At 63.4% G+C, this 26,136-nt stretch carries 20 protein-coding genes; 15 read left to right on the top strand and 5 right to left on the bottom strand.

All coding sequences use genetic code 11. The features are described 5' to 3' along the window. Positions 1-19: 19 nt before the first annotated feature. Positions 20-823 (top strand): class I SAM-dependent methyltransferase, encoded by an 804-nt coding sequence (locus N5P29_RS16210; RefSeq protein ID WP_262275839.1) that lies wholly within the window; start codon positions 20-22, stop codon positions 821-823. 79 nt (positions 824-902) lie between these two features. Here the strand turns inward: N5P29_RS16210 and N5P29_RS16205 are convergent, their stop codons facing one another. After that, positions 903-3,122 (bottom strand): S9 family peptidase, encoded by a 2,220-nt coding sequence (locus N5P29_RS16205; protein ID WP_262275838.1) that lies wholly within the window; start codon positions 3,120-3,122, stop codon positions 903-905. 269 nt (positions 3,123-3,391) lie between these two features. On the opposite strand from N5P29_RS16205, the gene N5P29_RS16200 reads away from it, so the two are divergent. The 6 genes from N5P29_RS16200 to N5P29_RS16175 all read left to right on the top strand — a co-directional run bounded on the left by N5P29_RS16200 (position 3,392) and on the right by N5P29_RS16175 (position 11,931). Then, positions 3,392-4,114 (top strand): glycosyltransferase, encoded by a 723-nt coding sequence (locus N5P29_RS16200; protein WP_262275837.1) that lies wholly within the window; start codon positions 3,392-3,394, stop codon positions 4,112-4,114. After that, positions 4,111-5,553 carry a glycosyltransferase family 4 protein gene (locus tag N5P29_RS16195; RefSeq protein ID WP_262275836.1) on the top strand — a complete coding sequence of 481 codons (1,443 nt, stop codon included), beginning with the start codon at positions 4,111-4,113 and terminating at the stop codon, positions 5,551-5,553. Before N5P29_RS16200 ends, N5P29_RS16195 begins: the two co-directional genes overlap by 4 nt. Continuing rightward, positions 5,543-8,653 (top strand): hypothetical protein, encoded by a 3,111-nt coding sequence (locus N5P29_RS16190; protein WP_262275835.1) that lies wholly within the window; start codon positions 5,543-5,545, stop codon positions 8,651-8,653. The genes N5P29_RS16195 and N5P29_RS16190 overlap by 11 nt, the downstream gene beginning before the upstream one ends. Next, entirely contained in the window at positions 8,654-9,790 is a 1,137-nt protein-coding gene (locus N5P29_RS16185) for a glycosyltransferase family 4 protein (protein WP_262275834.1), read from the top strand. Next, positions 9,791-10,588: a PIG-L deacetylase family protein gene (locus tag N5P29_RS16180; RefSeq protein WP_262275833.1), complete on the top strand. Its 798-nt coding sequence runs from the start codon at positions 9,791-9,793 to the stop codon at positions 10,586-10,588. 248 nt (positions 10,589-10,836) lie between these two features. Next, complete coding sequence (locus N5P29_RS16175; protein ID WP_262275832.1) at positions 10,837-11,931, top strand: right-handed parallel beta-helix repeat-containing protein; 1,095 nt, start codon at positions 10,837-10,839, stop codon at positions 11,929-11,931. A 16-nt stretch (positions 11,932-11,947) separates the two neighbouring features. Here the strand turns inward: N5P29_RS16175 and N5P29_RS16170 are convergent, their stop codons facing one another. After that, positions 11,948-12,859 (bottom strand): GGDEF domain-containing response regulator, encoded by a 912-nt coding sequence (locus N5P29_RS16170; protein WP_262275831.1) that lies wholly within the window; start codon positions 12,857-12,859, stop codon positions 11,948-11,950. Beyond that, positions 12,856-16,290 carry a hybrid sensor histidine kinase/response regulator gene (locus tag N5P29_RS16165; RefSeq protein ID WP_262275830.1) on the bottom strand — a complete coding sequence of 1,145 codons (3,435 nt, stop codon included), beginning with the start codon at positions 16,288-16,290 and terminating at the stop codon, positions 12,856-12,858. The genes N5P29_RS16170 and N5P29_RS16165 overlap by 4 nt, the downstream gene beginning before the upstream one ends. A 440-nt stretch (positions 16,291-16,730) precedes the next feature. Here N5P29_RS16165 and N5P29_RS16160 point away from each other — a divergent pair, with 440 nt between their 5' ends. Then, positions 16,731-17,741: a LysM peptidoglycan-binding domain-containing protein gene (locus tag N5P29_RS16160; RefSeq protein ID WP_262275829.1), complete on the top strand. Its 1,011-nt coding sequence runs from the start codon at positions 16,731-16,733 to the stop codon at positions 17,739-17,741. Between the two features lie 10 nt (positions 17,742-17,751). On the opposite strand, the gene N5P29_RS16155 is transcribed toward N5P29_RS16160, so the two are convergent. Beyond that, a complete protein-coding gene (locus tag N5P29_RS16155; RefSeq protein WP_262275828.1) occupies positions 17,752-18,348 on the bottom strand; it encodes an arsenate reductase/protein-tyrosine-phosphatase family protein in 597 nt (198 codons plus the stop codon). 201 nt (positions 18,349-18,549) lie between these two features. Between N5P29_RS16155 and paaA the strand changes: the two genes are divergently transcribed. The 7 genes from paaA to N5P29_RS16120 all read left to right on the top strand — a co-directional run bounded on the left by paaA (position 18,550) and on the right by N5P29_RS16120 (position 24,485). Further along, positions 18,550-19,545 (top strand): 1,2-phenylacetyl-CoA epoxidase subunit PaaA, encoded by a 996-nt coding sequence (paaA, locus tag N5P29_RS16150; protein ID WP_262275827.1) that lies wholly within the window; start codon positions 18,550-18,552, stop codon positions 19,543-19,545. Beyond that, on the top strand, positions 19,545-19,973 hold the full coding sequence (gene paaB, locus N5P29_RS16145) for a 1,2-phenylacetyl-CoA epoxidase subunit PaaB (RefSeq protein ID WP_262275826.1): 429 nt from the start codon (positions 19,545-19,547) through the stop codon (positions 19,971-19,973). Before paaA ends, paaB begins: the two co-directional genes overlap by 1 nt. Next, positions 19,970-20,887: a 1,2-phenylacetyl-CoA epoxidase subunit PaaC gene (gene paaC, locus N5P29_RS16140; protein ID WP_262275825.1), complete on the top strand. Its 918-nt coding sequence runs from the start codon at positions 19,970-19,972 to the stop codon at positions 20,885-20,887. Before paaB ends, paaC begins: the two co-directional genes overlap by 4 nt. A gap of 5 nt (positions 20,888-20,892) precedes the next feature. Further along, complete coding sequence (paaD, locus tag N5P29_RS16135; RefSeq protein ID WP_410007881.1) at positions 20,893-21,450, top strand: 1,2-phenylacetyl-CoA epoxidase subunit PaaD; 558 nt, start codon at positions 20,893-20,895, stop codon at positions 21,448-21,450. A gap of 8 nt (positions 21,451-21,458) precedes the next feature. Further along, on the top strand, positions 21,459-22,664 hold the full coding sequence (gene paaE / locus N5P29_RS16130) for a 1,2-phenylacetyl-CoA epoxidase subunit PaaE (RefSeq protein ID WP_262275823.1): 1,206 nt from the start codon (positions 21,459-21,461) through the stop codon (positions 22,662-22,664). A 9-nt stretch (positions 22,665-22,673) separates the two neighbouring features. Next, positions 22,674-23,453, top strand: coding sequence for an enoyl-CoA hydratase/isomerase family protein (locus tag N5P29_RS16125; protein WP_262275822.1), 780 nt, complete (start codon positions 22,674-22,676; stop codon positions 23,451-23,453). An 87-nt stretch (positions 23,454-23,540) separates the two neighbouring features. Continuing rightward, positions 23,541-24,485, top strand: coding sequence for a lipid kinase (locus tag N5P29_RS16120; RefSeq protein ID WP_262275821.1), 945 nt, complete (start codon positions 23,541-23,543; stop codon positions 24,483-24,485). Positions 24,486-24,518: 33 nt separating this feature from the next. Here N5P29_RS16120 and N5P29_RS16115 read toward each other — a convergent pair whose 3' ends face one another. Beyond that, positions 24,519-26,048, bottom strand: a complete 1,530-nt coding sequence (locus tag N5P29_RS16115; RefSeq protein WP_262275820.1) for a PQQ-like beta-propeller repeat protein — start codon at positions 26,046-26,048, stop codon at positions 24,519-24,521. Positions 26,049-26,136: the final 88 nt, after the last annotated feature.

Raw genomic sequence — 26,136 nt, 5'->3', positions numbered from 1 at the left:
AGCCCCTTATATTTGGAGGATGTTCTCCGCGCTGAGGAAGTACCTGCTGATCCCACGCCTCATCAAGCTCTCGGCCGCCGCGCCCAAGGATCCACTCACCGCGTGGGACCAATACTGGGGCAACGTGCGCTCAACGGGTGCCACCGGCGACGTTTTGTGGGACTCGGGAAGCGACAACGAATTGAAGGGCTACCTCCCCAAGCTGGCACAGCTGGACCCATCCCTTCCCATAGTCGACGTGGGATGCGGAAATGGCAGCTTCACCCGGCTCCTCGCGGAACATTTCCCGCTGGCACTGGGACTGGACTACGCGGCCAACGCGGTGGAACGCGCACGTATGGAGTCGGCTGATGTTCCCTCGACGGCGTTTGCCGTGTGCGACATGACCTCGCCTGACGCTCCGGGGACCGTGGCAAAGGCCTTGGCCGATGCCGGCTGGACGGGCGACGCCAACATCTTTATCCGCGGCGTGCTGCACGTACTGGACCGCAGCGGACGTGCGGCCCTGGCAGCGAACCTGCTGCCCGTCGTCGGACGTCGTGGCGGCGTGTTCCTGGCTGAGACCAATTTCCGGGGAACGCCCGTGGACTATGTCACTCACCTCGGCGCCACCCGGAAGTCAATCCCGGCGCCACTTGAGTGGGCCATCCGAGGCTTGCCGATGCCCGGGCACTTTGGTGCCGCGCAACGCGCCAAGGCATTCCCGACGTCGGACTGGAACCTTGTGGAGGACGGCGCGACGAACATCGAAACCCGGCCACTGAGCAACCCCTCGGACCCCGACATCATCCCCGGCTATTACGCCATCCTCCGCGCCCGCTGACCCAACTAGGGGACAGATAACGTTCCACTGGCGGCTCAGAGCGACGTTATCTGTCCCCCAGTTGGGTGAGGCGGGGCGGTTACTTGAGGCCCGCCCCGGGAAGGAGTTCCGTGGCTCCGAGGGAGTCCGCCACGAACGCGTAATCCCAGGCCCGCTCGCGCCACTGGACGTAGCGTCCGGAAGCGCCACCGTGGCCGCCGTCCATCTCGATCTTCATGACGATCGGCTCGCTGCCTGTCGATTCCGCACGCAGCGCCTGGACCCACTTTGCAGGCTCCACGTAAAGAACCCTGGTGTCGTTGAAGGACGTTACCGCGGCGATCTTGGGGTAGGCCACAGAGCGCACATTCTCGTACGGCGTGTACGACTTCATGTACGCATACGCTTCGGGGTCGGTGATGGGATTTCCCCATTCCTCCCATTCCAATGCCGACAGCGGCAGCTCCGGATCCAGGATGGTAGTCAAAGCGTCCACGAACGGGACCTGTGCCACTACGGCCGCGTACTTTTCCGGCGCCAGGTTGGCAATGGCGCCCATGAGGAGGCCACCGGCCGAACCGCCCATGGCAGCAATTCGGTCCGGCGAGACCCAGCCGGAGCCTGCCAGCCAGTCAGTGGCCGCGATGAAGTCCGTAAACGTGTTCCTCTTGGTGAGCTTCTTCCCATCCTCGTACCAGTGCCGGCCGAGTTCGCCACCACCACGGATGTGCGCAATCACCATGACGATTCCGCGGTCCAACAGGGACAGCCGGGCCACCCCGAAGCCGGGGTCCATGCTCACTTCGTAGGAGCCGTACCCGTACACCAGGCCCGCTCCGGTCCCGTCTTGCTGGACAGAAGCGTGCCGCAGCACTGACAGCGGAACCCGGGTGCCGTCGTCGGCCGTCGCCCACTCACGGGTGGCCACGTAATCCGATGGCGAGTACCCGCCCAACACCGGGCTCTCCTTGCGCAGGAGCAAGTCGCCGGCGGGCAGTTCCGAAGTGGGCAGCACGAAGTCGTAGACGCGCGACGGCGTGAAGTAGGAGGTGTAGCCAATGCGGATCACGGGGGCCTCGTAGTCGGAGCCGGAAACACCCGCTGTGTACAGCTCTTCATCGAAGGCAGGCTCGACGGGCGCACCCTGGGCGGCAGTCCCTAGACCGGCGAGCGGCAGCACCTGCACGCGCTCGATCGTGTCCTTCCTGATGGACAGCACCATGTGCGTGGAGGTGACTCCGGCGCCGTTGACGCGCACCTCGTCTGAATGCGCGACGACGGTCCTCCACTGCTGCCCGGACAGCGGCTTGGCCAGTTCTTCCGGCTCGACCAGGCTCACCATAGAGTTGATGGCGTCCTTGTTGTGGGTCAGGAGCAGGGTCTCGCGACCGTTGAGGAGGAAGGGCTCGGCCTCATACAGGATCCGTTCATCCCGGGAGATGACCGTGGTGAGGCCCGCTTCGTAGTCGTCAAAGCGAAGCAGTCGGGTCTCGCTGAATTCCGAGCAGCCGATGCTGAGCACCAGGTGGCGGCGGTCGGAAGCGAGGTCGAAGCCCAGCCACATGGCGACGTCGTCCTCCTGGTAAAGCACCTCATCCTCGGTGACGGGCGTGCCCAGTACGTGGGACTTCACCTGGTACGGCCGCCAGGACTCGTCCACCACAGTGTAGAAAAGGCGGGTGCCGTCGGGGGAGAAGGCCACCCCGTAGAAGATGTTCTCGATAACGTCCGGCAGGAGTTCTCCGGTACGGAGGTCTTTGATCCGCAGCGTGAAGCGCTCGTCGCCGGCGTTGTCCACAGCGTAGGCGTAGAGGTTTCCGTCCATGGTCACTGCGGCGCCACCCACGCTGAAGAACGGCTGTCCTTCGGCCTCGGTGTTGCCGTCCAGGAGCACTTCCTCGCCATCGATAGCGACACCCGGCTCAACAGCCGGAGGCGTCCAGTCCGCTACTCGATCGCCGGTATCCTGCGCACGCACGCGGCACTGGATGCTGTACTCCTTGCCCTCAACCGAGCGGCTGTAATACCACCAGCCGTCCTTGCGCCCGGGCACGGACAGATCCGTTTCCTGGGTGCGGCCCTTGATCTCCTGGAATATCGCTTCGCGCAGTGGTTCCTGGTGCGCTGTCACGGCCTCCTGGTAGGCGTTCTCCGCCTTGAGATGCTCCACCACTTCCGGAGATTCCTTGTCCCGGAGCCACTCGTAGTGGTCCACGAAAACATCTCCATGGTGTTCACGGCGTGTCGGAACGCGCTTGGCGACCGGCGGCTCCAGGGCAGTTTCCGGAACGGCGGCAGATGCAGAAGAAGTGTGGCTCATGGGGCCACTCTATAGATCTGCTCTGACAGTGAACCAGCAATTTCGCTCACAGCGCCGGGCCCGGACCGGGCGAGCTGATAGTTGGCTGTGACTTGAAACTACAACCCTGAATTGGCGTCATGAGTTGAGCCGACCCCTCACTCCATCTATTGCGAGCACGATTTCGTCAGGTGCTCGGAAAGTTGGAGGTTCAGATGGTCACGTTTTATCCACACGGTGCTCTGCCGGGCAGGAAGGGAAATCCCCACGCCCGGCAGCACTCCGACTCCATGCGACGGTCCCTTGTGGATTTGGAAGTCATTATTCCCGCCTACAACGAGGCCTCGAGAATCCCCGGAACCTTGCGCCAAACCATGGAGTTCCTGGCTGCCCAGTCATGGTCCTCGCGCATCGTAGTGGTGGACAACGGCAGCGTCGATGAGACCGCTGCGGTCGTCCGCCGGATCTCCAGGGAGCAGCGTGGGGGAGTCCCGGTCGCCGTCGTGGGCTGCGCCCGGCGGGGCAAGGGTGCGGCGGTCAGGCGTGGCCTCCTCAGCGGAACATCCAAGTTCACCGGGTTCTTTGACGCCGACCTCGCCACCCCGCTGGAAACCCTCACTAAAACCATGGCCCACCTTTCACGTGGGGCGGCGGCTGTCATCGCCTCGCGCCACGCACCGGGATCCACCTTCGTCCGGCCCCAGCATTTGGGGCGCAGGATGGGTGGAACCGCCTTCAGGGTGTTAACCCGTTCCAAGGTCAAAGGGATCCAGGATACCCAGTGTGGCTTCAAGTTCTTTGAGCGTGATGCCCTGACCGCCGCAATGGTGCAGTGCCGCAGTACGGGGTTCGCGTTCGACGTCGAACTCCTCCTGCGGCTTCAAGACAACAAAGCCAGCATCGTCGAAATCCCGGTGGCCTGGACGGACGGAACGGAGTCCACGTTCCGCCCGTTCCAGGACGGCGTGGCCAGCTTCGCCTCAGTACTGCAACTCCAGAAAGCGATGCCATGACGTTCGTACTGCCCGATCTGAACGCTCCCGGCCGGCTGGCCGGGAAGCATGTGCTGGTGCTGAACTGGCGCGATGTCCAGCACTCCCACGCCGGCGGTGCCGAGCAATACATGCACCAAATATCGAAGAGATGGGTGGAGAACGGCGTCAAAGTCACGTGGCTCACGGGTCGCGACGCCGGTCAGTCGCCGGAGGAAGTCATCGACGGTATCCGCATTCTCCGGGCAGGTGGTCCGTTGTCCATTTACGCCAGGACCGCGCTCCGGCTTATGCGCAGCAATGTCCGGTTCGATGCCGTGGTGGACTGTCAGAACGGGATTCCGTTCTTCTCCCCGCTGTTCCTCCCCAAGGACGTTCCGATTGTCCAAGTGGTGCACCACGTCCATCAGGATCAGTTCCGCTCCCGTTTCTCTCCACCCATGGCAGCGGTCGGCCGGTTCCTGGAAAACACGGGTGCCAAACGCGTTTACGGACAGCGTGCCATCGTGGCGGTGTCACCCTCCACGAGGCTGGAACTACGGAAACTGGGCTTTGGCGGTCCGGTCCACGTGGTGCCCAACGGCACCATTGATATCCCCCGAAAAGTGGGGACCAGAACGTCTTCGCCGAACATCGCCGTCGTCAGTCGTTTAGTACCTCACAAGCGGTTGGACCTCCTGCTGGGGCAGTTCGCCGTTGCGGCGCGGAGTGTTCCACGCCTGCAGCTGGACATCGTCGGTGACGGGCCGGAACGGGCACGCCTGCAACAGCTCGCCATGGACCTTGGCCTTGGGCACGCCGTGACGTTCCACGGCTACCAGCCAAATGAAGTCCGCGACCTGATACTCGGCAGGGCTTGGCTGACAGCGTCCACATCCGCTTCCGAAGGCTGGGGGTGCTCGGTGATTGAAGCGGCTGCGTGGGGAGTTCCGTGTTTGGCACTCCGGGTTCCCGGCATACGCGATTCTGTGGTGGATGGCAGAACGGGCTGGCTGGTGGACAGCCCCCGTGAACTGGGCGGTGCCCTGGCCGACGCCATCACGGAGCTAGCAAAGCCCGGCATCGCTGCGGACATCGCGGCGCAGTGCCGGGAATGGGCTCGTTGCTTTACCTGGGAACGCAGTACCAGGCTGCTCACCGGGGTGCTGCTGGAGGAGGGCAAGTTGCGAAAGGACGGCGGGGATCCCCTCGCCGGCCACTCGGATCTTTCCACCTTGGTGAGGTTCGAATTGCCCGACGGCGCGCCCCTCCGGAGCATTCTGCGGCCCACAGACGAAGTAGCCCTGATCGACGACGGGCATGTTGCCGTGCTGATGAAGGGACGCGATGAATTCGAGGCTTTCGCAGCCTTGCAAAACATTGGAGTAGCCACTGCCGAACTGCGCCAGGCAGACCGCACTGCCCTCCTGGCCGGACCGGAAAGCATGCCTATTCCTGCTGATGCCATCGATGGCCATTAGCAGTACCCCATCGTTGGATGGGCCCCAGCGCCCCAAGACCATCGAAGTGCAGGCCAGACCCCTGGCCAGGACACGGACCGAACGTAAGGACAGAACCCCGGAAAACAACAACTCAAAAGTAGCCAGAAACAGTGGCTTTCTCGCCATCTCCGCGGCAGTGGTGGGCGCGGTGAGCTATGCCTGTACCCTGCTGATGGCAACCATGCTTGAAACCACGGAATACACCCACTTCGCTGCGGCCGCCATGATCCTGGGCGTCGTGGGGATTGTTGCCAATGCATTGGTTCCGCTACCCCTGTCACATGTGGTGGCCGTTCACCCGGAAGGCTCCGAGGAACGGCGCAGCGGCATGGCATTCTCCGTATACGTCTCCGGTTTGGTTGGGCTTGCCGCGGCCATCGTCACGGGCGGCGTGACCCTCGCTGTGGCCACGCCCGCCCTGGCTGGAGCCGTAGCGTTGGCCGCGCTTGCAATCTTCGTAGCCAATGCTCCTGCCGGGTGGCTGCAAGGGGAACTCCGCTTCACGTGGTATGCGGTGTCCACCATCGGTGAAGTTGGCCTCAGGTTCATCTTCAGCCTGTTGGTCATTTGCCTGGCCTGGGGCGCCGGGGGAGCGGTTCTGGGCTTCGTCGCAGGGTGCTTGGCGCCGCTGGTTGTCCCGTGGTCGTTCTACCGGGACCTCCGCTGGCGGCCCCGCGTGCTGCTGGAGAAATGGCGATGGTCTGAAACCAGCGATATCGCGCTGGTCCTTTGCGTGGTATCGGTTCTGGTGGGCATCGACGTTGTGGTGGTGGGTTATCTCGACGGCGGTTCCACCGCCGCAGCGGGGTTTCAGGCGCTCGCTACGATCGCGAAGGGGCCCGTCTACGTTGCCGCCGGGACGGCGTTGGTGGCATTTCCACTGCTCCGCACTCCCGGCGTCAGGACCGCCGAGGTGCTCGCCGCATCCTTTGCCTCCTTCGCGCAACTTGCCGTCGTGGCGTTCGCCATCATCGCTACGGCGCCGCCGTTAATGGCCGGCCTGCTCATCCCGCAGAAGTACCACGGCTCATTGGGGCTCTTGCCTTGGCTGGCAGCCTCCGGCCTTGGCTATGCCGTCCTCATGGTGCTCTCTACGGTCCTTCTTGCCCTGCGTGCTTATCGCCGCTGCCAACTCGGCCTGGCGCTCGCCTGCGTCCTGGTCATTGGCGGGCTTTGGGCCGGCTGGGAGCTCAACGCGGTGGCGGGGATGGCGGTGGGCACCGCTATCGGCGCGGTGGCAGCCGGCCTGGTCATGGCAGCGTTGGCGGGTCCGATCCTTGCCACTGCCAGACCAGGAAAGGGATCGGGCCGGTTCGCCGTCGCGGCCACCGCCCTGATTGTCATCCTTGCTGTGGCTGCCCACCTCCAGCCATTCGTTTGGCTTGCGCTTGCCATCGTCAGCGGCGTGGCTGTTCTGGCCCACCAGCGCGGCTTGCTGCCCCACAGGAACGACTTCAGGCTTCGACGACGACGGCGGCGGGTGGGGCGGGCGGCCCCGGGTACCGGCCGCCGGTCCAAGACCAAGTCACCCGCGCCTTTGATACAGGTGCCCGCATGGGTAGGGACGGCGGCAACCAGTACATCGGTTGCCTTCATCGTGGTTGTTGCCGCGGCCCTCGGCGTTCGCGCACTGGGCGTTGAGCGGAGCTTTGAGTTGTGGGTGGACGAGATGTTGTACGTGCGGCTGGGGGAATCCATGACGAACGGCGGCTTCCCCACGCTGCCTGACGGACCGTTTTTCCTGCATCCGCCGGGGTATTTCATGCTCGAAGCCATCGTTGTCAGGGTGTTCGGAATGACAGGCGACATCATCGACGTGACGTTGCTGATGCGTTGGCTCAACAGCGTCTTGGGGGCCGTAACGGTGGGCCTCGGCTTCTTGTTGGTGCATAGATTGGCTACGAACACCGCTGCTTGGCTTACCGCTGTTCTTCTGGCATTTGAGCCTTTCGTCCTGCGTAACAACAGTCATGCATTCCTTGAAACCTCGGCCATGGTTCCTGCCCTGGGAGGGATGCTGATCCTGGTGGGCGCCCGCGTTCCGCGGAACAGAACGCGGTGGTTCCTGAGACTGGCAGCATCCGGGCTGCTGTTTGGCTATGCCATTTTGTGTAAGGACTTCTTCTTTATTTGCACACTGGCTCCAGTGGGGGCCGCCGTTGTGTGGAAGAAGACCTTGCCGTGGCGGGAAGCGCTGGTGGTGGTGGTCTTCGGGTTCGTGCCCTACGGAACCTACCTGCTGGTGGTTGCGGTCAATGGCCATTTTGCCGATTGGTTGTGGGCCAAGACCAACGGCGTGGTGCGCATGTCCGGGCTGGAGAAGAGCACTGGGTTCACCGCTGAAGGCTCACCAAGCCTGGTGTCCCGTCTTATCGAACAAAGCGGCCACTTTGGTACGAGCTACATCCTGCTGGGTTTGTGCCCATTGGTGGGTCTCCTTCTGTGCTTCAGCCGCCACCCTTCGAGACGCCTGGTCGGCTTGGGCGGCCTGGCTCTTGGGGTCGCCGGTATCTACAGTGCTGCGTTCGGCACCTTCGAGGAACAATACGGATACGGCGTGATGGTGGCTGGAGTGCTGTGCTCAGTACTTGTCGTTGTGGAGTTCAAGGAACGGTATCCCCGGATGCGCAAAGCGCTCGGCATCGTGAGCGTCGTATTCGTGGTGGCGACCATGATGCTGGGACTCCGCACGGAGCTGACACCCGATGACGGCTTTCCCCGGGCCAACGAGTGGATCCAGGCCAACTTGCCTGCAAACGCAAGAGTGAGCGTCACGAACAGCACGGGCCAGTTCGCTTATATGGATGATCCGCGGTTCGGAATCTGGCCATCGGCCCCGCTGATGCAAGAGAACGGGGTCAGCTACATACTGACCCAGTCCACGCCAACCAGCCAAGGGTACGGCTATGCCAATCCCACCATGCTCGCTTGGTTGAAGCAGCATGCAACCCCCATGATCACGACGCTTGGCCCGACCAACGGCGAAACCACCATCTGGTTTGTCGACCCGGCTGATCTGGAGTCTGCGGCGCTGGCCAACATCGGTGAGCCGTCGAAAAGCTACGGAACGGAACGATAAATGAGAGTGCTGCATTTGGGCTTCGAAGATCCGCTCATGCCAGGTGCGGGCGGGGGCTCCGTACGGACCCACGAGATCAACCGCCGGCTGGCCGCACAGGGCTTCGACGTTGCTGTGCTGACAACCCGGTATCCGGGGTGGCAGGAACGCGTGCAGGAAGGGGTGCACTATGTCCCGATCGGCTTCGGGAGGGGAGCCAACCGGCTGACCCGGCTGGCCGGCTACGTCATGCGTTTGCCTTTTGAGGTTCGCAAGCGCCGGTCAACGACAGAGCTGGTGGTGGAGGACTTTTTTGCTCCATTCTCAACGATGGCTGCACCAATGTGGACGCGTCGCCCCACGATCGGCGTCGTTCAATGGCTCCACGCGGCGGAAAAAGCGCGGCAGTACAAACTGCCCCTGCACTGGATCGAACGATTGGGTGTCCGGGCGCACAGCAGGCTCATCGCCGTCTCGGAGGGAGTCAGCGAGCGACTGAAAAAGCTGAACCCGGACCTCCACGTTGATGTCATCGGCAACGGTGTGGACCCTGGTATATGGGCGACTACGCCCCACCTGGGTCAGGACGTCCTTTTCGTCGGCCGCCTTGAAATAGGGCACAAGGGATTGGACCTCCTTTTGCAGGCGTGGGCCGACATCCGGGGACGGATAGATGGGAAGCTTCTGATCGCCGGCGCCGGTCCGGATGAGGAACGGTTTCGCGCGTCCATAGAAGATGCGGGCCTTTCGGACTCCGTACAGATGCTCGGCTGGCTGGCCGGTGAAGAAAAGTTCCGGACATTGAGCAGTGCACGGTTGCTGGTGGTGCCCTCGCGGCATGAGACTTTCGGGTTGGTGGCCATCGACGCACTTGCAGCGGGCACACCGGTGGTCGCCTTCGACATCCCTTGTTTGCGGGAGATCATTCCCCGTGGCGTTGGGTGGCTCATCGAGGCGTTCAATGTCAAAGAATTCGCAGAACAAGTAGTCCGCAGCTATGCCCAGGACGGACTGGAAGAAGTAGCTGCCCGAGGTCGCAAGTTCGCTGCCGCCTACAGCTGGGACGCGCTCGCCGCCATGCAAGCCGAGGCCTATCGCGCCGCTCTTGTCGAAATGCGGAATGGCCAAACTCGAGCCAACCAGGCGAGGAGGCCATAGATGCCGATGCAATCCCGCGTTGAAAAGTCCATGGCAGGAGACGCCCCCTGGCTGGTCCTGTCGCCCCATCTCGATGATGCGGTGTTGTCCTGCGGCGCACTGCTTGAGGCACAGGCCCGGGAACGCGAGATCATCGTGGTCACGCTGTTCACGGAGGCACAGACGGCGACGCACACGCGGGCAGCCCGTTCCTTCCTGCGCCAATGCACCGTAGCGGACGCCGGGGAACTGTTTGAGGCGCGGAAAAGTGAAGACCTTGCCGTCCTGGAAGCGATGGGAGTCCAGGCCATCCATCTCGGCGAAGCGGATGCGCTCTTTCGCCGACGGCGCAAGCCACCGATGGTGGGCAGCAGCGCTTGGGACAGGCTCCTTCCGGAGCTGACCCACCGTTACCCCACCTACCGTTTTGACATCGCGAAGGGCAGGATCGCCACGGGCGACCAGGCACTCATACACCGGCTCCAAGTCGCCGTCGCCGGGCTCATTTCCCAGACCCAAGCGGAACTGCTGTTTTGTCCTGCGGGAGTGGGCAAACACGTAGACCATCTCATAACCCGCGCGGTGGGTTTGGGGCACCTGCACAACGTGGTGATGTACTCGGATTTTCCCTATGACGTGGCGGCGGCTCCGGATCAACGGAAGATGTCGAGAATGGGCTTTATGCCGTGGACGTGGGACACGGGACTGGACACCAAGCCTGCACGGATCAGCCAGTACGCAACGCAGGTGGATGCCCTGTTCCCCGGCCGAAAGATCCCGCAGAAACCGGAAACCTACTTTGTGCCCAGGCCCGGCTGACGGTGCCCCAGGACAACCCGGCGGAAGTTATCCACAAGGCAACGCATTGGGGTTTTCGCGGTACGGGTGTCCAAATGTAGGCTCCAGCCAACGGTGCGCAACGAAGCGCCACGAAACTATGGGGGATTGCAGTGGGAACAGTTGCCATTAATTCCGGACTACCGACGCGCAGTACTTGGGCCGAACCACGACGGCGGTGCTCTGCTTTCGCGGTTGCTGCCACAATCGCGTCACTCGCCTTGGCTGGGGTGCCTGCTGCGCCCTCCACAGCCGCCACCGCGCCGTCGTGCACCAAGAGCGGCGCGACGGGCAGCAATGCCACCACCACCTACACGGTCACCACCACCGTCAACGACGCCGGGGACGATACCAGCGCCATTCAGAACCGCATCAACGCCGCAGGAGCAGCTGGGGGCGGCGTCGTGAAACTCGTAGCCGGGACCTACATCATCAACGGCAAACTCCGGATGGCCAACAACGTCAAACTGGAGGGCGCAGGCCCTGCCACGATCCTCAAAGCCGGCCCCAATTTCCTGTCTACAAGGGGACCTTGGGGCGGCTACCCCATCGTCACCACCAACTTCGCGACGAACACCACCATCGCCAACCTCACCGCAGACCATTCAGGCAACACCCTCCCCGTGAGCATTAACATGGGCGAGCGCCTGGACGAGTACGTCGTTGACGTCCGGGGAGGCTCGAACAATGTCGTGGATGGAGTGAATGTCAGGAACCCCTTTACCTACTCCATCGTGGCGGCGGGAACCACCAAGTTCTGCATCAAGAACAGCAGCACCATCGTTGCTACGAGTGGCAAATATGACCAGCTCGACGGGATTCACGTCCTGGACTCATCGTTTGGTGACGTCATCAGCAACACCATCGACCAGCGCGTCGGAACCGACGGAGATGACGGCCTGGTAGCCCACACCATCAACGGGACCACCCATGACATCAACTACATCGGGAACAAGGTCCGGGGCGGACATCGGGGCAACAGCATGCAGTTGGCGGTCGGTAACTACTCGATCTACAACCTGACAATTGCCGACAACGAGTTCTACGGGGCGCCTTACGGTATCCGTACCGGATACTACGACAACGGCACCGGAGCGGTCACCGGGGTGAGCTTGACCGGCAACTACATCCACGACCTGAAGGCCGGTTTTGCATTTCCCGACGGCAGCTATGACGCCATCCACATAGGCGACTTCGGTGCCCGTGGCCCGATCACGGGCGTTGTCGCCACCAACAACAAGGCCTGCGCAGCCGGGAAGATTTATGTCGCATCCGGCAGCGGCAACCTCAACCAGAGCAATACCGTTCAGACGGCAACCTGCTGACCGATGCACCCAGCTGTCACTCTGCGTGGACGGAATCAGCCAATGCCACCCTGTTCCGGCCCGCAGCTTTGGCTGCGTACAGGGCAAGGTCGGCTTCCCGCAAGAGTTGTTCGGTTCCGGCGCGCCGCCCGTCCTTGAACGCGGAGATCCCTGCGCTGATGGTCAGGACGCCGTCGGGGTCGCCGGAGTGTTCGATCCGCAGATCGTGTACGGCTGAGCGTATGCGTTCCATGACCTTCTCCGCGGTAGCGGCGGTCTGTTCACGGAGCAGCAAGAGGAACTCTTCTCCGCCGAATCGGTAGACGGCATCGGACGCCCGGATCTCGCCGGACAGCGTGGCGGCGATGGCCACCAGCGCGGCGTCGCCTGCCTGATGCCCGTAGATGTCGTTGTAGCTTTTGAAGTTATCGACATCCACCATGGCCAGGCAGTAGCCTCGGCTCCCGTCCTGAAGGTCCCCCAGATCCTCCGACAACTTGAGCCGGTTGTGCACCTTGGTCAGGGGGTCTGTGCGGGCCTGTTCCGTCAGGGCCGACCGGTAGCGGGCCAGGTCCGCGTGCAGGGACGTGATGCGTTGGGCGGCCAGCAGCCTGATGTGCAGGTTGAACGGGTCCAGCGGTTTGGTGACGTAGTCGTCGGCTCCGGCTTCCATCCCGGCGAGGACGTCCTCACGCGAGCCATGGGAGGTCACCAGAATGACGTACGTGTACCGGTCCTCTTCCGCGGCCCGGATCGCACGGCACAGGTCCAGCCCGTTGAGTCCCGGCATCATCAGGTCAGTCACCACAGCTTCGGGGCTGTGCTCTTTGAAGAGCTGCCACGCCGAGTCGCCATCCACGGCCACGATGCACTCATGCCCGGATTGCTCCACGGCTGCCTTGGTGATCATCCGCGAAATTTGATCATCGTCCGCAATAAGGATCTTCACAGGGCCCCCAACTGGATGCGCTCGAGGGCGAGGTCCACCCCGGCCAGTTCCGATGTCAGCCGTTCCAACAGCCGGGATCCTTCAATTTCCAGCCCAGGTGCGGCCTCCCGTCCCAGCATCTCCAGTTCCTTGCACAAGGCCGCCGCTCCGACAGCTCCGATGTTGGACGCTGCGCCGGCCAGCTTATGTGCCGCCGCCTGCACTCCGGCAGCCTGACCGGCGTCGAGTGCGGAACGCAGCGCCGCCACGGTTCCCGCAGCATCCTCCCGGAAGGCCTCAATCGCCGCCGGAAGCAGGCCCACGCCGTCGTCGGGCCCGAGTTCGCGCAGGATCTGCAGCCGCCCGGTGTCCAGAACAACAGCGTCCGACGGCGGTGCTTCCGCCGCCTGCGACGGCTCCCCAACGGCCTCCCCACCGGCAGCCGGCGTGCCAGCGGTCCCGCCTTCCGCCGTCGTCGGTTCGTCAACCTGCCGGACCCAACGCGCGAGGACAGCCCGCAGCGTTGCGAGGTCCACAGGCTTGCTGATGTAGTCGTCCATTCCGGCGGCGAAGCAGCGCTCGCGGTCCTCGTTCAGGGCTCCGGCGGTCATGGCGATGATGGGGATGCGGGCTGAGTGCCCATTGCGGGCGCGGATGGCCCGGGTGGCATCGAATCCGTCCATGACGGGCATATGGCAGTCCATGAGCACCGCCGCGTAGCGCCCGGTCGATGCAGCCGTGACGGCCTGGGCGCCGTCCTCAACGATGTCCACGGCGTAACCGAGCCGGTTGGCCATGCCGCGGGCCACAAGCTGGTTGACTTCGTTGTCTTCTGCCACCAGCAGTGTGCCCAGTCGGTCATTGGGCTCCTCTGACGGAAGCGAAGGTACCGGTGACGGTGGGGCCGATACGCCGGTGGTCCTGGTGGCCATGAGGCGAAGGAGCCGGTTGTAGAACTCGGAACTCCGAACGGGCTTGGTGAGGTACTCCCGGATTCCGGCCGTCGCCAGGTCAACCTTGTCCACCATCATGGTGGAGGTCAGGAGAATGATCGCTGGCTGTCCCGGATGGGAGCTCTCGCTGTTGATCTGACGTGCGAGTTCCAAACCGTCGGTGTCGGGCATGCACATGTCCACCACGGCAATGTCGTAGGGGTGACCCTCCAGGACGGCGTTGCGGTATTCGGTCATCGCGGTGGACGCATCGGCCACTGCGACGGGCGCCATTCCCCAGCTGTCCAGCTGTGTCTCCAGTACGAGGCGGTTGGTGGCGTTATCGTCCACCACCAACACGCGGCGGCCTGCAAGGGTGGCCGGCAGCGTAAGGTTCTCTGCTGCCGCCGGACCGATGGGCAGCGACAGTTCAAACCAGAACGTGCTGCCCTTGCCCAGCTCGCTGTCCAGGCCAATCCGTCCGGCCATCGCTTCGGTGAGCCGCCGGGATATTGCCAGTCCCAGCCCGGTGCCGCCGTAGCGGCGCGTGGTGGACGCATCAGCCTGGGCGAAGGATTCGAAGAGTCGGTGGTGGTCCTCGGAGCTGATGCCGATTCCTGTGTCCCGGACTTCAAAACGCAGCGAGGCGTTGTCGGCGTCGGAGGCCAGCACCGAGACTTTTATTTCGACTTCTCCCGATGGCGTGAACTTCACGGCGTTGGAGGAGAGATTTACCAGGATTTGCCGGATCCGGCCGGAATCGCCCATGAGCCGTCCGGGGACATCCGGGTGGCAGTAGGAAATGAGTTCCAGGTTCTTGCCCTGGGCAGCTTCGGCAACCAGCCCGGCCACTTCTTCCACCAAGGCCCGCGGATCGAAGGCCGTGACCTCCAGATCTACTTTTCCGGCTTCGAGTTTGGAGAAGTCCAGGATGTCGTTGATCAGGCTGAGGAGGACCTCGCCGGCGCCTTTCACGCCTTGGGCGTACTGCCGTTGTCCTTCAGTGAGTGGAGTGTCCATCATGAGAGAGGTCAATCCGATGACAGCGTTCAGGGGTGTCCGGATCTCGTGGCTCATGGTGGCCAGGAATTCCGATTTGAGCCTGCTCGCTTCGAGGGCGGCTTCCCGGGCGGCGAGCAGCTCTGCTTCGGCGGCTTTGCGTTCGGTAATGTCACGCGAAATGAAGGCCACGCCGCGGATGCCCGTCGCGTTCCTGACCGGGGACAGGGTGACGGAAACGGGGATGATCACGCCGTCGCCGCGCTTACGCTGCGTTTCGTAGTTCTGGACGTCACCGGTCTGTGCTGTGGTTTCCAGCACCTGGCGCTCTTTATTCCGCACGCCCTCCGGGATGAAGAAGTCGCCTTTCGTGCCGATCACCTCTGCCGCCGGGTAGCCGAAGATCTTTTCCGCGCCGGGGTTCCAACTGGTGATGACGCCGTCCAGGGTCTCGCCAACTATGGCATCACCGGAGGAATTGACAATCGCGCCGAGCCCCTCAAGCTCGGCCGTGCGTTCGGCCACCTTGGATTCGAGGTCACGGGTCAGTGTGACATTTTCGACGACGATGAGCACCTGGCGTACGACGACGAACGCCAGGACCACCAGCCCGGTGACCAGCAGGACGCGGTCGGCTCCAATGGGGCCTGTCCGTGAGAAGAACACCGCACTGAAGACAGGAAGATACGGGAGCAGTTCCAGAGCTACTGCGTAGCCACGGCCATCGTGCCGGCCGCTGTCTGCTTCAGGAATGAGTGGGCTCAAGGCCACCAGCAGGAAGGCGGACACCCACCCCAGCGCCAGGGGTGAGCCGGTCACGCCCGAGATGCCTTCCAGAGTGAGCCGCATGTAGGCGAGGTCCGTCAGGGCAAGGACCCAGAAGCCGACGCCGAGGCTAAGCCAGGGAAGCCTGCGCCCGCGGGCCGCGCGCATGGTGAGGACGATGACCACGGAAACCATGAAGACATCCGCGATGGGGTAGGCCATCTGGGTGGCACGGGCGAAAGGGTCGCTGTTCCTGGCGCTGGCCAAGGGACCCAGTATGGAACTCCAGGCGATGAAGAAGGTGGAACTTGCCACCACGCCGGCATCGAGGATGGTGCGCCGCAGAGGCAGTCGAAGCCCCTGGCCCCGCAACAGCAGCACCAGGCCAATGGAGGCCGGCAGCGCGTACCAAACAAAACCGACGTCGGCGAATGACGGGAAAGGGTAGTCGTGATCAAGGGTGATGCCGTTGTAGGTCCAGACGGCTTGTCCTGCGGCCCAGAGAGCAAGCCCGGCCACAACGAACCAGCGGCCAGTCGTTGAGTGCTGTTGTTTGAGGGCGGCCCGGGTGTGGGTAACCAAGGCGGTCAGTACAGCGGTGAGGATCGCCAGGTCGCCTGCAAGCTGGGCAGTGGCGGTGCCGTTTCCGCTGGCCAGCCCAACTACCAGCAGCACTGCGCAAAAGCCGGCTGCAATAAGGAAAAACGGCAAACCGCGTCCCGACCAAGAGCGCTTGGACAGAACCTCGTGCTTCACTCCCGCCACTGAACCCCTGCCTTCAAAAGTGGCCCCACCAAAAGCGAACAACGCCGTCTTAGCTGCGCTGAGGAGAGCATACGCTGAAAACACCCGTTCAGGGCACAATAAATGTCCTGTTAAGAATGCTTGACAACACGTACTCCGGTCGTCCGGGTCTGAGTACTGCCAAGTAGTCCATTCACGGAATCTGCGTAATACCTGATGGGCGCTTGCCTGCGCCATGGGGAAAGTCGAGTAGCTCCTACTCGTGCAGGCGGCAATACCCAATTCCTATATTTGAATTTGCAGGGGTTTATTGCAATTCCGTTCCTCCGGCTCAGCGGTGGATCGCACCCCGTCGTTGTGCGGCGGTGCTCCTCCCAATACATAGCTGCGCTTCTCTACCAGGGCCACAAGGCTCCCACGCGCGGTCCCAGCCATGGAGTCCCGGAGTTCCCATGAACATGAATGATGTAGAGCTGCAAACTTCACTGAACAAGAACAGCGGCGTCGGCCGGCAACCACCGTTCAGCAAATCCAAGCTCATGATTGCCGGCGCCGTGCTGGCAATACTGGCGTTGATTCCCGTAATTTTCGGGGTGGTCAATTGGGCTACCCACCCGGCCGGTACCGAACAAGCGGTATCGAATGAGCAAGCAGCCGCACCTGAGGCAGTGCCATCAGCACCGGCAAGCAGCGCGGCGTCAACCGCGCCGGCCCAGGACGCGGGAGCCCAAGCAGCTCCGGCAGCAGCGGCCCCGGCTGCTGACGTACCGGCTTCCGCTCCCGCGGCTGAACCAGCTGCAGCACCAGCCCCGGTCGCTGAAGCAGCGCCGGTCGCCGAGCCGGCTCCTCCGGCGGCCCCAGCGGGTGATCCCAACCTCTACACGGTGGTATCCGGTGACACAGTGGGCAGCATCGCCGCAAGGTTCGGTGTGGACGTCAACGCGATGTTGGCTGCCAATGGCCTGAGCGCCTACTCGGTGATTGTCCCGGGACAAGTCCTGAAGCTCACGGGTCCGCCCGTTGCCCCGGTTGCAGCACCAGCGCCGGCACCCCAGGCCCCGGTGGCACAAGCCCAGGCCGCAGCAGCACCCGCAGTGGTCGCAGCTCCCGCCCCTGCACCCGCGCCAGCACCGGCCGTCAGGACCATCTATGTTGCAGGCGCCGGCGGCCAATCCCTGGTGGATGCCTGCATCGGGCCCATCAATTACACCCCAACCAACGCTTATGCCGTGTTCATCACGGAACACGACTTCTGCGGAGGGTGGGCCCGCTTCTCGGGAATCGGTGTAGGAGAGACCGTGTCCATTCCAGGCTATGGAACGTTTACCGCCACGGGCAGGGGACAAGTTCCCAACCCCGGAACCACCAATGATGTGGCAGCAGTGTTCGGCGGCTTCCCCGCCGTCGTCCTGCAGACCTGCATCCCGGGCACCAACCAGATGCTGGTGATCGCCCTCAACTAATAAGTGACACCTAGGCCGGCGCCGTCAGGCGCGCGAACCGGAGGATACCCAGGATGGCCGGGGCCAACTGATCCTCCATCTGGTGGTAGACCTCTTCCGCTCGTCGGTAGGGGTCTACCACGTCGTTGTCTGAAGGAGCGGACGGTAGTGCCAGGTGCCGCACCGAGGCGGCCCGGGCGGGGAGGCCACGCCAGAAGTCAACGATGTTCCCGGTGGCGGCAGCGTCGTCGCGGTTTTCCAGGACGGCCAGCATGCGGGCGAATTCGCGGACGGTGAAGGTGCGCTTCAGCAGCGACGCGTCCAGTTGGAGAACTTCGCCGCGGTGTTTGGAGGTCATGGCCAGCACCAGGTCGGTTTCGCGGAGGATCTTCTGGTTCAGCTGCCGGGCGGCAAAGTTGTCCGGTGTTCCGTGGAAGGTGCTGATGATCTTGGCGGACAGCGGCTGGATGGGTTCGCCCACCAGGGCCCGGGTTCCGGCGCTGCGGACTTCGAATGATCCGGGGCTCACCTGGTTTAGCCCGGCCTGGAGCAGGCGCTCGGCCACGGGGGAGCGGCAGATGTTTCCGGTGCAGACGGTGAGGATCCTGAAGGGCTGGGGCGATTCCACGTAGAGCTCTTTCCTTGCGTTGGCGCGGGGCGGTTGAGGCCCCTCCCCAAGTTAACACGGGGATTCTCAGGAGCCTTGTCAACAACGCCAGAGCGCCGAAACAGGCTGAAGTCTTCCACGGCACCATGCGCTGAACGCTTGACGGCAATCACCCGCTCCGCATATTCTGAACGAACGGTCGGTAATTTATTAGGAGCAACCATGGCATCGCAGAATCTGCAGTCAGTGCCCGCTGAGCTGTCCCCGGAGGAACAGGAGCGGGAGGCAGCCGGTCAGGTGTACTTTGATCGCATCATCTCGGAGGACTCGCGCATCGAACCGCGCGACTGGATGCCGGCGGCTTACCGCAAGACTTTGCTGCGCCAGATCTCGCAGCACGCGCACTCGGAAATCATCGGCATGCAGCCTGAGGCCAACTGGATCACCCGCGCTCCGAGCCTGAAGCGCAAGTCCATCCTCATGGCCAAGGTCCAGGACGAGGCAGGCCACGGCCTGTACCTCTACTCCGCAGCAGAGACGCTGGGTCAGTCCCGGGACCAGATGATGGAAGACCTCATCGCCGGCAAGGCCCGGTACTCGTCCATCTTCAACTACCCCACGATTTCATGGGCGGACATGGGAGCCATTGGTTGGCTGGTCGATGGCGCGGCCATCTGCAACCAGGTGCCCCTGTGCCGTGCCTCGTACGGTCCTTACGGCCGCGCAATGGTGCGCATCTGCAAGGAAGAGTCTTTCCACCAGCGCCAGGGTTTCGAGATCCTGCTGGAGCTCTCCAACGGCACGCCCGCGCAGAAGCAGATGGCCCAGGACGCGGTGAACCGCTGGTACGCGCCGTCGCTGATGATGTTCGGCCCGCCGGATGACGATTCACCCAACTCCAAGCAGTCCATGGCCTGGAACATCAAGCGGTTCAGCAATGACGAGCTGCGCAGCCGGTTCGTCGGCATGATGGTGGAGCAGGTCAAGGTCCTTGGGCTGACCCTGCCCGACAAGGACATCCGTTTCAACGAAGAAACCAAGAAGTGGGAGCACGGACCCCTGGACTGGAACGAGTTCAAGGAAGTCCTGGCAGGCCGCGGCCCCTGCAACTCGCAGCGCATCGAGCGCCGCCGCGAGGCACACGAGAACGGTGCCTGGGTTCGGGAAGCAGCAGTGGCGTACGCCCGCAAGCAAGCAGAGAAAGTGAACGCAGCATAATGGCTCCCCACGGTAACCCTGAAGAACCGGCAAGCGCTGCCGGCGAGATCAAGCGCGAAGCCCCCAAGGTGGCTGCGACCACGGCGGAAAGCACGACGGCGGCACCCGCCTCAGCCCCCAAGGTCACCGCGGGTGGCGCCAAGGAAGAGCACCCCTGGTCCCTCTGGGAAGTCTTCGTCCGCTCGAGCCGCGGCCTGTCCCACGTCCACGCTGGCTCGCTGCACGCCCCGGATGCCGCCATGGCCCTCCGGAACGCCCGCGATCTCTACACGCGCCGCAACGAGGGCGTGTCCATCTGGGTTGTGCCGGCTGAGGCGATTTCCTCCAGCGATCCCGATTCCAAAGGTTCATTCTTCGAGTCGCCGCAGGGCAAGGATTACCGCCATGCGACGTACTACACCAAGAGCGAAGGCGTGAAGCACCTGTGAGTACCAACGAAACCGACTTCGCCATCGAAGGCCACGGCGACATCTCCGTCGGCGTCCACGGCGCCGGTGCTTCCGGCGATGGTTCGGCGAGTGCCACCCGCATCACTCCGGGAAATGCGCTCCGCCCGGAGGACATTGCCCTCGAAATCAGCCGCGGCCAGGTCAAGCCCAGTGAGGACGTGGCAGAGTTTGCGCTGCGTCTTGGCGACGACGGACTGATCCTCGCTCAGCGCCTGGGCCACTGGATTTCCCGTGCTCCTGAGCTTGAGGAAGACATCGCCCTGGGCAACATCGCGCTGGACCAGTTGGGCCACGCGCGCTCCTTCCTGACCTACGCCGGTGCTGCTTGGGGAAAGTCCGAGGACGACCTCGCCTACTTCCGCCGCGAGCACGAATTCCGGTCGGCGCACTTGTTCGAGCAGCCCAACGGTGACTTCGCGGTGACCATTGCCCGCCAGTTCATTGTGAGCATCTACCAGTTCGAGCTCTACACGGCCCTGACGGCATCCACGGATCCCACCATCGCCGCCATCTCCGCGAAGGCCGTGAAGGAAGTGGATTACCACCGCGACCACAGCGCACAGTGGGTCCTGCGCCTGGCCGGGGGCACGGACGAATCCCGGAAACGGATCATCCAGGGTTTCAAGCTGGTGTGGCCATACGTGGAGGAACTCTTCGAGGACGACGAGCTCACCACCCGCCTCAGCGAAGCCGGCGTCACTGTGCGGCCCTCCAGCCTCCGGGAAGCCTTTGATCGCCTGGCTGGAGAGATCTTCGCTGAAGCCGGGCTTGAGGTCCCCAACGTTCCCCAGTCCCTGGGCGGCGGCCGGCGCGGCAAGCACTCCGAGCACTTGGGCTACATTCTGGCCGAGATGCAGGTCCTGGCGCGCGAGCACCCGGGCGCGAGCTGGTGACTGGGATGGCTACCATGGCAAAGACCGCCGAGCAGCAGGCCTGGGAGATTGCCGCCACGGTCTGCGATCCGGAGATCCCCGTCCTCACCATCGAGGACCTCGGGATCCTGCGCGGCGTGCGGGTTGTTGACTCACCTGAGGCGGCGACCGCCGACGGCGCGCACGACGGCGGCCCCGCCAGTACCGCCGTCGAGGTCACCATCACGCCCACGTACTCGGGTTGCCCGGCCATGGATGCCATTGGTGATGACCTGCGAACTGCGTTCCGCGAGGCCGGTTACGCCAGCGTGGCCATCAACCTGGTGCTGTCTCCGGCGTGGACCACGGACTGGATGACCGAGCCCGGCAAGGCCAAGCTTGAGGAATACGGGATTGCGCCGCCAACGGGCCGTGCCGCTGCCGGTGGCCACTCGGGCCCCATCCGCCTGAGCCTGGCGGTCAAGTGCCCCCAGTGTTCATCGCTGAACACCAAGGAACTCACCCGCTTTGGTTCCACGTCCTGCAAGGCGCTCTTTGTCTGCCAGGACTGCAAGGAACCGTTCGACTACTTCAAAGTCCTCTAAGGAAATCCATGACCACCGAAACACAGACGGCCAGCCGCCGTCGTGCGTCTTTCCATAACCTGACCGTCGCGGAAGTCCGGCGCCTGACGGACGATGCCATCGAGGTCACGTTCGGTGTTCCGGCTGAGCTCGCCGGCCAGTACGACTACCTTCCGGGCCAGTACGTTGCCTTGCGCACCACCTTGCCGGATGAGAACGGTGAGCCGCACGAGGTTCGCCGCAGCTATTCGATCTGCGCAGAGCCGCGCAGCTTCGAGGACGGCAGCAGCGAGATCCGCGTGGCCATCAAGAAGGACCTTGGTGGGCTCTTCTCCACCTGGGCGAACGCAGAACTGAAGGCCGGCGACGTCCTGGATGTCATGAGCCCACAGGGCGCGTTCATCTCGCGGCACGGCAAGGACGGCTCCGCAGTCCAGCACAACGTCATGAATTCCATGAACCACCCGGAGGAACTGGCGGGGGAGCCGGGCAACTTCGTGGCGATCGCCGCCGGCTCGGGCATCACTCCGGTGATTGCCATTGCCCGGACGCTCCTCGCGGCGAACCCGGAAACCACGTTCGACCTCGTCTACGCCAACAAGGCGGCCATGGACGTCATGTTCCTGGAAGAGCTGGCGGACCTGAAGGACAAGTACCCCTCGCGCCTGGCGCTCCACCACGTGCTGTCCCGCGAGCAGCGGATCGCGCCGCTGATGACCGGCCGCATTGACGCTGAGAAGCTGCAGGCGTTGTTGTCCTCGGCGATCCACTCCGAGGACGTGGATGAGTGGTTCCTGTGCGGGCCGTTCGAACTGGTCCAGTTGTGCCGCGATACCTTGGCCGCGCGTGGTGTGGAGCCGGAGCATGTGCGCTTCGAGCTGTTCACCACCGGCCGCCCGGACCGTCCCGAGGGCCACGCAGGCCGTCCCGTTGTGGAGGACGAGTCGCAGGAGACGTACAAGATCACTTTCAAGCTGGACGGCCTCACTGGCGACGTCGCCAGCCCCACCCATGCTCGCGAGTCCATCCTTAACGCGGCACTGCGCGTCCGACCGGATGTTCCGTTCGCGTGTGCTGGCGGCGTGTGCGGCACCTGCCGCGCCAAGCTGATCACCGGTACGGTGACCATGGACGAGAACTACGCCCTGGAGCAGGACGAGTTGGACAAGGGCTACGTCCTCACCTGCCAGTCCCACCCCACCAGCGAAGAAGTGACCGTCGACTTCGACGTCTAAGGAGTCCCCATGATCGAGCTCGCCATTGCCAACGGCATCGCCGAAATTGTCCTCAACGCCCCGGAAAAGCTGAACTCGCTCAACGAGGACGCGCTGCTTGAGTTGGGCAAGGCGTACGACGACGCCGCTGCCGCCGCCTCCCGTGGCGAGGTGCGGGCGCTGCTGCTCCGCGGAGAGGGCCGCGCCTTCTGTGCCGGGCGCGACATCGCAGGCGTTACCCCGGAAACCGACGACGCCCAGGCCTACCTGGGCGGCTTGGTTGAGCCTTTGTTGAAGAAGATGGCAGCCTTTCCCGCACCCACTTTCGCTGCTGCGCACGGAGCCTGCCTGGGGGTCGGACTCGGGCTCCTGCTCGCGACGGACGTGGTGTACGTGGCGGAGAATGCCAAGTTCGGCTCGCCCTTTGCCAAGCTTGGGGCGACTCTGGATTCCGGTGGGCACTGGTACTTCACGGAGCGCCTGGGCATGCACCGGACGCTGGACCTGATCTACACGGCGGACCTCATCTCAGGCACCGAGGCCGTGGCCCAGGGCATGTTCAGCAGGGCCATGCCGGACGACGCCTTGCTGGCCATGACCCGCTCCATTGTGGAGCGTGTAGCTTCGGGCGCCACCCAGGCATTCGTTGCTTCCAAGGAGCTGGTGGCGCACATCCGCGACCAGCGCCTCGGACTTTGGGAGTCCATGGCCGAGGAAAACACCGAGCAGGCCCGGCTCTGCAAGACCGATGACTATGCCGAGGGTTTCCGGGCGTTCCAGGAGAAGCGGGCGCCGGTTTTCAAGGGGTAGTGCGCACAGCCTTGCGGGCACTCGGATTGGGACGCCCGAACCACGCTTGGAGGTTTCTCCAAGGTGCGTCCGCCTACGATGGTCAGCATGAAATCCGTCCGTGAGGTGCGCTCCGCCGCCGTCGTAATTAATGCGGCCTCGCGTCGAGGTACCGCAGCGAGCGGGCAGGCCGTGGAGATGTTGCGGCAGGCAGGACTACCGGTTTCTTCGGCGCATGCCGTTACCTCCGGCGCGGAACTTAGACCGACACTCGAGCGCGTGATTGCGGAGCAGCATGACCTGGTGGTTGTCGGTGGCGGCGACGGCACGGTGAGCTATGCCGCCGGGTTGTTGGCGGGAACCGCGACCGCCATGGGCGTCCTCCCGCTGGGCACTGCCAATGACCTTGCCCGCACGCTGGAGATACCTGCCGGACTCGCGGAGGCTTGTGCCGTGATTGCGGAGGGGAAGATCGTTGACATCGACCTCGGCAGGGCGGACGACAAGCCGTTCCTGAACGTCGCTTCCGTCGGTCTCTCCGTGGGCGTGACCGAGGCACTGAGCCCCAAACTGAAAAAGCGCATCGGTCCATTGGCTTACGGGGTCGCCACAGTCAAAGCCTATGCGCGGCATAAGCCCTTCCACGCCAGGCTGGAGTTCCCTGACGGGGACCACCCCACCTTTGAACTGGAGGACTTGCTGCAAGTGGCTGTGGGAAACGGCCGGCACTACGGCGGCGGCAACACGGTGTCCCCTATGGCCGGAATCGATGACCATCTGCTCGATATCTACGCCATCCTTGCGGCACCGCTCCGGGAGCACGTGAAGATCGCGCGGTTGCTCAAAGACGGAAGCTTCATAGATCACGATCGCGTCTTCCATCTGGCGACGCGACGGGTGCGGCTGGATACCGAGCGTCCGATGCCCGTGAACCTCGACGGCGAGATCGCCAGCGCGACGCCGACGGACTTCACGGTGCAGCGGAACGCGGTACATGTAGTTGTGCCACAGGGGACCACGAGCGCGACGTTCGATGGTCCGGCAAGGACCTGAACCCGAGGCCCCAATCCAGCCAAGCAAAAAGCGCTAGACGAATTCCTTGAGGAGTTTGTATCCGGCCACTTTGTCTTCCAGGGAGATGACGGCCATGTCGTGGTCTGTGGTGCTCACGTCGGTCAGGGCGCCGTAGGTGAAGGCCGGGGCAGGGGAGCCGCTCTTGAGACACGGGAAGGCGATGTATTCTCCGGCCGCAGTGCCGTCACCGGAGTAATCCTTCTCGGTGTGGTTCGTCGGCACTTCATATGAGCCGTACTCCCAGCACACGAAAGCGTCCTCGAAGCTGGCTCCGCGGAATTTTCCAGTGCGGGTATCCACCAGGTTTGAGGCCCAGTAGGTGCCTGCTATCAAGAACTCACCGTGACTCGCCGATGGTACGAGGCCAGTAACTCCCCAGCTGTGCACTTCCACCGGCTTGCTCTCCCAGGCGGCACTTCCCGTGAGGGGATCGTAGCCAACCACCTTCGAATGTCCTCCACGGTATGTGCCGGCGGGAAATTCGATGAAGCCGTCTACATACTCGCAGCGAACAGGGAAGGCGTCGCCACCCTCCAGCTTGGTGGCCTGAGTGCCCATGGCGTCAGAACACTCAACCTGCGAACCGTCCGCCGTCCACAGAACACGACCGCTGGATGCACGTAGCCCTACTGTTTTTGTTGTATCCCGCAAGTTCATAGAGTGGGTTTCCTTGGTCACTTTGTCGCGTGCGTAAGGAGTTGGATTGATACCGACCGAGCCAACGTAGAGGTCCAGTTTTTCGGAGTAAACGAAGTGCGCACCTAAATCCGTGCTGGCTCCCTTCCCGAATATCTTTTCCAGCTCCACTTCCCAGACGACCTTGCCGTGGCGGACACGGGCAAGTGATTCCACACCCCCGGACCCCATGGAGTACAGCTCCTTGCCGAGCGGCCGGAAGAATCCCGAAAGTGGGGTGATGTCCGGCTCGTCCTCGCCCAGGTCCAAATCCACCCAGTGCTCGAACGACCCGTATTCCGGGTCGAAGGCGATGAAGCACATGTCCCCGACGTCGCCGCAGGCGTAGGGGCGGGCTGTGACCAGTTCTGCCTTGCCGCGGTAAACTTCCTTGCCCGTCGTGAGGTCAAAGGCCACTGGGGAGGTCCACCAAGTGAAGCCGCTGTTGTCGGCCGGAGGGGTGGCTGCCTGTAGGAAGATGGCTGCGCTCTTCCCTGAATAGGTCTTGGTAACAATGGGTTCCAAGGCGGTTCCGGGGGATTCCAGCCCCGGGTGAACGGGCTGCTTCCACAATTCCCTGCCAGTGGCCACCGAAAGCGCGTGCGCCTCCACTCCGCCGGCAACGCGGGTGTAGACCAGTGCCACACCGTCGGCAACCACCGGCTGACCGATGGGTTCGAGCGCAACCTCCCAGGCCGCCGTCGCGGTTTCCTTGTTGCGGTCCGGCACTTCTGCGGAGGCTGGTGGCGTGGTTGCGCTGGATTCGGCCGGGCGGGGCAACGGAAGCATGGTGCACGCAGAAAGCAGGACGGCTGTGCCGATGGCCAACGCACTGAGTCCGAACGACGTGAAGCGGGCGCGGAACATTGCAGGTCGAGAATGAGTCAAAGATCCCCCAGAAAAAAGGCCATCGAGACGTGGCTCACATAGAGAATACAGCCACTGGAGTCAAGTC

Source organism: Paenarthrobacter sp. JL.01a (assembly GCF_025452095.1).
Classification (GTDB): Bacteria; Actinomycetota; Actinomycetes; order Actinomycetales; family Micrococcaceae; genus Arthrobacter.
Note: the sequence above shows the minus strand (reverse complement) of the source record. Positions and strands in the feature narration are given on the sequence as shown.